Origin of the sequence: Amycolatopsis sp. NPDC059657, from assembly GCF_042734395.1 — a bacterium.
GTDB lineage: Bacteria > Actinomycetota > Actinomycetes > Mycobacteriales > Pseudonocardiaceae > Amycolatopsis.
In genome coordinates this window covers 5,954-14,795 of sequence record NZ_JBHWEB010000173.1, presented here as the reverse complement: position 1 = coordinate 14,795, position 8,842 = coordinate 5,954, and the positions used below count along the sequence as shown (strand labels likewise).

Sequence of the window (8,842 nt, the reverse complement as noted above, 5' to 3'; positions counted from 1 at the left end):
TATAATTCACCCCGGCTTTTTCGATTTAAATCCCGGGGGGGGGGGGGGGGCTCCCCCCCCCCCCCCCGACGCGCACGAGCCCTTTGTCAGTGCATCGCGATGGGCTGCGGCGCCTCGTGGCCCTCGGGCAACGCGGGGCGCTTGGCCGGGAGCAGCAGCGCCGGCACCGCGCAGAGCGCGAGCAGGACCAGCGACCACAGGAACGTGGTGCCGAACGCGTCCGCCGCCAGTCCCGTCGCGACCGTGTGGGTCTGCGGGTTCATGATCGCGGCGGTCGCGGCCAGCTGGCCCTGACTGGTCGGCACCTCGAACTTCCCGGCGAGCAGCGCCGCCAGGATGATCGACATGACCGCCGAGCCGATGGCGCCCGCGGTCTGCTGGACGATGTTCGTCGCCGTCGACGCCCTCGCCATGTCGGCCGGGGTGAGCGTCTGCAGCGCGGCGGTGGTGATCGGCATCATCGTGCAGCCCATGCCGAGGCCCATCACGAACAGCGCCGCCATCAGCTGCCAGTACGGCGTGGTCGCGCTGACCTGGGTGAACGCGATCAGGCCCGCGAGCATCAACACGATGCCGGGCAGCACGATCTTGCGCGCGCCGATCTTGTCGACGAGCTTGCCGCCCAGCGGCATGGTCAGCATCGCGCCGAAGCCCTGCGGCGCGAGGAGCAGCCCGGCGTTGAGCGCCGATTCACCGCGCACCAGCAGGAAGTACGTCGGCAGCAGCAGCATCGCGCCGAAGAACGCGACGCAGAACAACGACATCGTCGCCATCGAGACCGCGAACGTCCGGTTGGTGAACAGCTTCAGGTCCATCAGCGGGTTCGGCACCTTGAGCGTGCGGAGCACGAACGCGACCAGCAGCGCGATGCCCGCGAGGCCGGGCAGCCAGACGTCGACCGAGCCGACGCCACCGGCCGCCGGGACGTTGGAGACGCCGTAAAGCAGCGCGGCGAGACCCGGGGAGACCATGAGCATGCCCCAGAAGTCGAAGCGCTCGGCGGGCTCGGGGGCGTCCTTCGGCAGCAGGCGCCACGCCAGCAGGATGGTGATCACGCCGATCGGGACGTTGATGTAGAAGATCCAGCGCCAGCTGACCGCGTCGACGAGGTAACCGCCGAGGATCGGGCCGCCGATCGGGCCGAGCAGCATCGGCACGCCGAGCACGGCCATCACGCGGCCGACGCGGTGCGGACCGGCCGCCCTGGTCATGATCGTCATACCGGCGGGCATCAGCATGCCGCCGCCGAAGCCTTGCAGCACCCGGAAAATGATCAGCGACTCGACGTTCCAAGACAGCCCGGCGAGCATCGAGCCGACGAGGAACAACGCGATCGCGATCATGTAGAGGCGTTTGGTGCCGAAGCGGTCGGAGGCCCAGCCGGTGACCGGGATGACCGTGGCCAGCGCCAGCATGTAGCCGGTCGCGACCCACTGGATGGTGTCGAACGAGGTCTGGAATTCCAGGGTCAGCTTCTGTAGTGCGACGTTCACCACAGTGGTGTCCAAGATGGCCATGATGGCACCTAGGACGACCACGCCGGCGACCTTGAGCACGCCGGCGTCGAGTTTGTCGTTATCCGGCCATTCGGAAGACATGCACGTCCATTCCTGCGGGCGCGGCGGACCGCACCACGAATTACTGAGAGCCCCCATGGATGATGTGCACCCACAGTAACCAGGAACTGCTTGCAGACGCCAACGAATTCTCGGAAAACGAACGCGGGCCCGCACTTTCGGGCAAGCCCGCGTTCGCAGCGTGACTCAGCAGACGCTGTCCGTGGGAGCCGGGTTGCCCAGCCCGAACAGTGGCCGCAGCTTCAGCCCGATCCAGGTGCCGCCGAGCGCGAAGATCCCCCACAGCCAGCCGTGCAGGCTGCCGACGGAGATCCCGCCGAGGTACGCGCCGATGTTGCAGCCACCGGCCAGCCGCGCCCCGATGCCCATCAGGATCCCGCCGAGCACGGCGGCCAGCGCGGTGCGCCACGGGATCGAGCTGTGGATCTTCCACGCGCCCGCCGCCGCGGCCGCCGCTCCGGCGCCGAGCACGATGCCGATGTCGGTGAGGCTGTTCTTGTCCTTCCAGATGGTGGTCGACAGCGACGCGGCGTTGGCCTTGATCCGCCAGAACTCCCAGTTCTCCGGGTGCAGCCCGAACAGCTGCAGGATCTTGGCCCCCCACAAGGAGAACGCGCTCGTGATGCCCCAGATCCCGCCGGAGACCAGATAGACCGCGCCGGCCAGCACGCCGAGCACCACGGCGCCGGCGAGGATCGGCCACGAGCCGCGGATGATCCGCGCGGCGCCACTGGCGGTCGGCACGACGTCGGCGGGCGGCGGCACGCGGCGCTTCTGGACGGCCTTCGTGACGAACACGATCGCGACCAGCACGGCGATGGTGATCGCCCACGAGCCGAACCAGCCGACGTGATCGGCCAGCAGCACGCCCTTGACCTGCGGCCAGTCCTTGAGCAGCGGGTACGCGTAGGTGTAGAGCACCGAGCCGGTGATGAACCCGCCGAGTGTCAGCACGATCGCCGACTGCCCGGAGCCGACCGCGAACAGCGTCCCCGACGCGCACGCCCCGCCGAGCTGCATGCCGATCGCGAACAGCAGCGCGCCGGCGAACAGGGCCAGCCCGATCGGGCCGACGTTCGTCACCGGCGTCGGCTTGCTGCCGAACAACCCGGCGCCGGTGCCCGCGATCAGCGCGATCAGCGTCGCGGCGGTGCCGAGCAGCAGGGTGTGCGCCCGCAGGCCCTGCCCGTTGCCGACCGCGATCAGCTGCCGCCACGCGGAGGTGAACCCGAACCTGGAATGGAACAAGGCCAGCCCGAGCCCCAGCCCGAGTAAAAGCAGCACCCCGAATTTGGGGCCGTAACTCGCCCAGACGAACCAGTCGAGGCCGATCGAAACCGCGACGGCGACAGCCAGCGGCACGACCTTGACGGGGTCCTCCGGCCGCGGCGCCGGAGCGGCGCACGAGGTCGGGAAATCGAGTAGTTTTCTGTCCGCTGAAGGGATTTCGGTCGTCGCGGCCACCAGGACTCCAGGTCTTGATCGGCGAAGTGGGACGATCAAGGTTAGGGCGGCAAATCCCCTGGTCGCAGCTCGTCTCAAGGAGTGCGACGACTCCCGTTGAATGAGACGGCCCGCGCATGAAAAAGCGGGCGCCCGCGATTTCGCCGGGCGCCCGCTTTCAGTTCGCTACTTCGACGCCGCTTTCCAGCAAAGCGAGGTCGGCGGAGTCGGGTAGGTGACGAACTTGCCGCCTTCCGTTCCTTCGCAGACGTTTTCGTTGACCGCGGATTCGACCTTCACGAACTCCACCTCGGCGGTGGGGTCGGTGCAGGCGACCTTCTTGTAGCCCTTGTCGCCGGTGCCGAAGTTCGCGACACAGTCACCGGTCTTGACATTGATGATCATGCACAGCTTGGCCGACGGCTTGAGCAGCGTCAGCTCCTCGTAGCCCTTCGCGGGGCACGACGCGGTGCTGCTGTCGAGGCGGACGGCCACCTTGACGTTCGCCGTCGGGTCGTCGCAGCCGATCTGCTTCGGCATGTTGTTCGCGTCGATCTGCTTGAACTCCGTGATGTTCATGCAGTCGCCCGCCTGCGCGGTGAACGGCGAGTCCTTGAGCGCCTGGAAGACGACGACGCCGAGGCCGATCGCGCCGAGCACGACGACGATGAGGATCGGCAGGCCGATCTTCAGGAACAGGCGGCGCTTCTTCGGCGGCTGCTGCTGTCCCGGGTCGCCGAACTGGACAGGCGCCCCAACCGGGGGTGGGCCGTACGGACCCGGCTGACCGCCCTGCTGACCCGGAGCCGGCGGAGGAGGAACGCTCACTATGACCTCACGAAGTTAAAGAAGTGTTTGTCGAGCGACATTGAACACGGCCGGGCGGATCATGCCTTCGCGGGCTACTCGTTGAGGCGAAACCCATACGGGCGACACACGCTCCGTCACGGACCGTCCACAAAGGCTCAAGTCCGCCTTCACCTTTCAGCCCTGCCTGAAACATCTGCGCCCGCGGCCGGCCCCCGCTTGGTGAGGGAGGCCTTCACACGCCGACGGACCTTCGCGATTCCGGGTGTGTCCGCGCTCTGTGCACGCGTGTCCGCCCGCTGTGTACGCGTGTCCGCGTTCCGCGCACGGGCAGCCCGACCATCAGGGGTCGTGAGCGTTGCGGGCGGTTCTATTGGGCGGGAAGCCAAAGGTGGCGTGCTCGGTGTGAAGTGAGGGGGCCGTTCGGGGGCACCCTCACTTCGCGATGAGGCTCTGGCAAGCGGTCGTGAGTGGTACGGCCGGTTCTAACCGGTCTAAACACTCACGACCCAAGCCTCCCGAAGCGAAGACCCCGCCGACCTGCCCGGAGCACGCCACCTTTGCCCCTCCCCTCCATAACCGCCCGCAACGCTCACCACCCGCGCCTCGCGACCCGCCAGGACCCCTGGCATGCGAAAGCCCCGCCGGGCGGGCCCGGCGGGGCTTTGGCGAGCGTGGGAGATCAGTCGCTGTTCAGGTAGGACAGCAGACGCAGGATCTCGAGGTACAGCCAGACCAGGGTGGTCATCAGCCCGAAGGCGGCGTACCAGGCCCACTTGGCCGGGAGACCCTCGCGGATCATCTTGTCGGCCATGTCGAAGTCGAGCAGGAAGCAGAACGCGGCGATGCCGATGACGACCAGGCTGAAGACGATCGCCAGCGTGCCGCCGTCGCGCAGGCCCATGTTCACGCCGAACAGGCCGAGCACGAGGTTCATCAGCATGAGGATGACGACGCCGGCGACGGCGCCGATGATCCACTTGGTGAGCTTCGGCGTGACCTTGATGGCGCCGGTCTTGTAGACGACCAGCATCGCGACGAACACACCCGCGGTGCCGAGCAGCGCCTGCAGCGCGATACCCGGCATGAAGAACTCGAACACGCCGGAGAGCGCGCCGAGGAACACGCCTTCGGCCGCCGAGTAGGCCAGCGTCAGCGGACCGCTCGCCTTCTGGCCGAACGAGATGATGAGCGAGAGCACGAGGCCGACGAGCAGCCCGCCGATGAGGGCGCCGAGCAGCCCGCCGGACATGCCGGTGACCTTGCCCGCGGCGTTGACGGTCAGCTGGGTCTGCGCCCAGATGGCCGTGATCGCACCGATGACCAGCGCGAGGCCGAGGCTCATGCCGGTCTTGACGACGACGTCGTCGACCGTCATCGGCCGGTCGTCACCGCGGTCGGTCGGCGCCTGGGCATAGCCGGGGAAGCCGCCCTCTGGCTGGTTGAAGCCCGTGTTGGGCCCGTATTGGCCGTACCCCACATTGCCTCGCGGCAAGTTGCGGAACGCCGGATTGCTTGTGGAACGCACCTGATCCTCCTGGATCTCCTGGCACCTGCATCGGGACAACGAAGGGGAGGGCCCCGCAGTTCCCGTCGAGTAAAGCCGACTTTACTCATATCGGACACCGCCCGTCCCGCACCTACCGTATGTCGCGTCGCGGCGGCCGCGATCATCCCCCTATTAGTAAACCCGTGAGTAACTTAACCCCGTAGCGGTGTGGTCACGCTGGGCCGGATGCAGCAGAATGCCGTAGGGACCTGGGCAGCGCGGCGAGAGGCGAGCAAACATGGCGACTTATCTGGTGACCGGCGCGACCGGACTGATCGGACGCCACTTCACACAGCTGCTGCTCGCCAGGGAAGACGTCGACAAAGTCTCGCTCGTCGTCAGGGCCTCCTCGCAGGACAAACTGGCGAAGCTGACCAACCAGTGGCCGCACCCCGAGCGCGTCCAGCTCGTCATCGGCGACCTCAACGAGCCGATGCTCGGCGTGAGCGACGACGCCCGCGAGGACCTGCGCGGCAACGTCGACCACATCGTCCACCTCGCGGCCCTCTACGACATCGAGGCCGACGACGAGACCAGCATCAAGGCCAACGTCGAGGGCACCCAGCACGTCATCGACCTCGCCGCCGACCTGCGTGCCGGCGTGCTGCACCACATCTCGTCCGTCGCCGTCGCCGGTGACCACGAGGGCATGTACAGCGAGGACGCCTTCGACGTCGGCCAGCGCCTGGTCACCCCGTACCACCGCACCAAGTTCGAGGCCGAGAAGCTCGTCCGCGAGCAGCACGAGGTGCCGTGGCGGGTCTACCGCCCGGCGATCGTGCTCGGGAACTCGCAGTCCGGCGAGATGGACAAGATCGACGGCCCGTACTACCTGTTCCCCGCGATCAGCAGGCTCGCGTCGCTGCCGAACGTGCCGCTCGTCGGTCCCGACCTCGGCGACACGAACGTCGTCCCGGTCGACTACGTGGCCAAGGCGCTGCTCGCGCTCGTGAACAAGGACGGCCTCGACGGCCGCACGTTCCACCTGGTCAACCCGGAGCCGCAGCCGGTCGTGTCGGTGTACAACGCCTTCGCGAAGGCAGCGGGCGCGCCGACGATCAGCGGCCAGCTCAACCAGGGTGTCTCCAAGGGCATCGTCTCGCTGGTGAAACTGAGCGAGCACATCCCCGGCTTCACCATCGCGCGCGACGCCGTGCTCGAGCGCCTCGGCATCCCGCCGGTGCTGCTGGAGACCATGTCGTTCCCGTCGGTGTTCTCCTCGAGCGCGACGCGCAAGGCGCTGGCGGGCACCGACGTCGAGGTCCCGCGCATCGAGGACTACGCCGCCACGCTGTGGCGCTACTGGCGTGAGCACCTCGACCCGTTCCGCGCGCGCAAGCACGGCCCGCGCGGCGAGCTCGACGGCCGCCGCGTGATCATCACCGGCGCCTCGTCCGGCATCGGCCGCGCGACCGCGCTGAAGGTCGCCGCGGAAGGCGGCATCCCGCTGCTCGTCGCCCGCCGCCAGCACGAACTCGAAGAAGTGCGCGACGAGATCATCGCCGCCGGCGGGCACGCGTCGGTCTACCCCGCCGACCTGACCGACGAGGAGTCGGTGCACAAGGCGGTCGACGCCATGCTCGCCGAGCACGGCCGGATCGACATGCTGGTGAACAACGCCGGCCGCTCGATCCGCCGGTCGATCAAGCTTTCGTACGACCGTTTCCACGACTACGAGCGCGCGATGGCCATCAACTACTTCGGCGCGGTCCGCCTCATTCTGGCGGTGCTGCCGCATATGTCCGAGCGCAAGTTCGGGCACATCGTGAACGTGTCGTCGATCGGCGTGCAGGGCATCGCGCCGCGCTTTTCCGCATACGCCGCGTCGAAAGCCGCACTCGACTACTTCTCGCGGATCGCGGCGACCGAAACGCACGGCGACGGCATCACGTTCACCACGATCCACATGCCACTGGTGCGCACGCCGATGATCCGCCCGACGAAGATCTACGACGCGTTCCCGACGAAGTCGCCGGATCAGGCGGCGGACATGGTGCTCAAGGCGCTCAAGGACCGCCCGAAGCACATCGGCACGCCTGCCGGCCAGGCCATCGGTCTCGCGTACACGCTGACCCCTGGTCTCACGGATGCGGTGGCGTATCAGGGTTTCCGCATCTTCCCCGACTCGGCGGCCGCGGGTGGCAGCGGCGGCTTGAAGATCGGGCGCGGCGAAATGCACCTGTCCAAGGCGGCACAGGCGCTCGCCAGGCTGAGCCGTGGCTTCCACTGGTGACGCAGGTAACACAGAGCGATCGGTGATGCGGCCGAACAGGCGACGGTTTCCTGGAGCGGGTGAAAACCGGGTCCTATTTACCCATGCCTGTGGCCGATAACAGCGGGTGCGCAGGTACCGTCGTCGCCATGGTTTCCGAGCGCGACAACGGCCTGCTTCCGCTACGCCGCGAATACGCACACGCGTGGCAAGGATTCGACCGAAACGAGGTCCGTCAGTACCTGGATCACCTCGAAGCGCATCTGCGGCGGATCGTCACCGATCGGGATGCCGCGATGGCGCAGGCGAGCACTTTGTCGCGTGAGCTGGAAAACGCCAGACGCGAATTGGCCAAGGCGACTTCCCGCATCGAAGAGCTCATGAAGCCGCCGGAGCGGCTCGAGGATCTCGACGAGCGCATGCAGCGCACCGTGCAGCTCGCGCAGGCGCGCGCGGAGGAGATCACCACCCGCGCGCAGTCGGCGGCGGAGAAGACCTGGGCCGAGTCGACGCAGGCGTCGACCAAGCTCCGTGACCGCTACACGAAGCTGGTCGAGGCGCTCGAGGTGCATGCCGACGCGCTGCACAGCGAGCACGAGGCCGCGCTGACCAGCACCCGCGCCGAGGTCAAGAAGGTCACGCTCGAAGCCGCGCAGCGCCGCGAGGAGCTGGACAACGCCGCCGAGGCGAAGCGCCGCAAGATCGAGGCCGAGTTCGAGGCGTCGATGGCCGCGCAGCGTGCCGCGCTCGAAAAGCACATCGCCGACCAGAGCACGGCGAGCAAGAACCAGGCGGAGCGGCGCATCGCGGAGGCGACAGCCGAAGCGAAGCGCCGTATCGACGAAGCCACCGCGGAGGCCAAGCGCCGCGTCGACGAGGCGACGACGTCGGCCGCTCAGACGACCAACGCCGCCGCCCGCAAGGTCGAGCGCCTCGCCGAGCTCCGCGAAAAGGCCCGCGCGAGCCTGCGCGAAGCCGACGAGGTCCTCAAGCAGAGCGAAGCGACGCTCCAGCCGCTGAAGGAAGAGGCCGCCATCGCGGCCAACTCGAAGCTGGTCGGCGCCGAGCCGGTCAAGCAGCCGGAGAAGCCCAAGCCGTCACCGGAACCCAAGACGAACGGCCACAAGCCGGCTCCCGAGCCCGCCAAGGCATAAAGGGTCGTGAGTGGGGGTGGGGGGGGTGTAAGGCCCCAACACATAACACAACAAGGGGGGGGGGCGGAGGGTTGGGGTGGAGGTGAGGGGCCCCCGGCCC

General features: G+C 67.9%; 6 protein-coding genes. 2 read left to right on the top strand and 4 right to left on the bottom strand.

Annotated elements, in window-relative coordinates; all coding sequences use genetic code 11:
* Positions 1-86 precede the first annotated feature (86 nt).
* From ACFV15_RS44875 to ACFV15_RS44860, 4 genes are all read right to left on the bottom strand, one after another.
* A complete protein-coding gene (locus ACFV15_RS44875) occupies positions 87-1,598 on the bottom strand; it encodes a DHA2 family efflux MFS transporter permease subunit (RefSeq protein WP_378359184.1) in 1,512 nt (503 codons plus the stop codon).
* A gap of 165 nt (positions 1,599-1,763) precedes the next feature.
* On the bottom strand, positions 1,764-3,041 hold the full coding sequence (locus ACFV15_RS44870) for a YeeE/YedE family protein (protein WP_378359183.1): 1,278 nt from the start codon (positions 3,039-3,041) through the stop codon (positions 1,764-1,766).
* Positions 3,042-3,206: 165 nt separating this feature from the next.
* Positions 3,207-3,848: a hypothetical protein gene (locus ACFV15_RS44865; RefSeq protein ID WP_378359182.1), complete on the bottom strand. Its 642-nt coding sequence runs from the start codon at positions 3,846-3,848 to the stop codon at positions 3,207-3,209.
* 661 nt (positions 3,849-4,509) lie between these two features.
* Positions 4,510-5,355: a Bax inhibitor-1/YccA family protein gene (locus ACFV15_RS44860; RefSeq protein ID WP_378359181.1), complete on the bottom strand. Its 846-nt coding sequence runs from the start codon at positions 5,353-5,355 to the stop codon at positions 4,510-4,512.
* A gap of 259 nt (positions 5,356-5,614) precedes the next feature.
* On the opposite strand from ACFV15_RS44860, the gene ACFV15_RS44855 reads away from it, so the two are divergent.
* Positions 5,615-7,609, top strand: a complete 1,995-nt coding sequence (locus tag ACFV15_RS44855) for an SDR family oxidoreductase (protein WP_378359179.1) — start codon at positions 5,615-5,617, stop codon at positions 7,607-7,609.
* A 128-nt stretch (positions 7,610-7,737) separates the two neighbouring features.
* Complete coding sequence (locus tag ACFV15_RS44850) at positions 7,738-8,742, top strand: cell division protein DivIVA (protein WP_378359177.1); 1,005 nt, start codon at positions 7,738-7,740, stop codon at positions 8,740-8,742.
* The last annotated feature ends 100 nt before the right edge of the window (positions 8,743-8,842 follow it).

Bases quoted from the DNA above. Each gene is read 5' to 3' on its own strand.
- ACFV15_RS44875 (WP_378359184.1), bottom strand. From the start codon at position 1,598: ATGTCTTCCGAATGGCCGGATAACGACAAACTCGACGCCGGCGTGCTC.
- ACFV15_RS44855 (WP_378359179.1), top strand. From the start codon at position 5,615: ATGGCGACTTATCTGGTGACCGGCGCGACCGGACTGATCGGACGCCAC.
- ACFV15_RS44850 (WP_378359177.1), top strand. From the start codon at position 7,738: ATGGTTTCCGAGCGCGACAACGGCCTGCTTCCGCTACGCCGCGAATAC.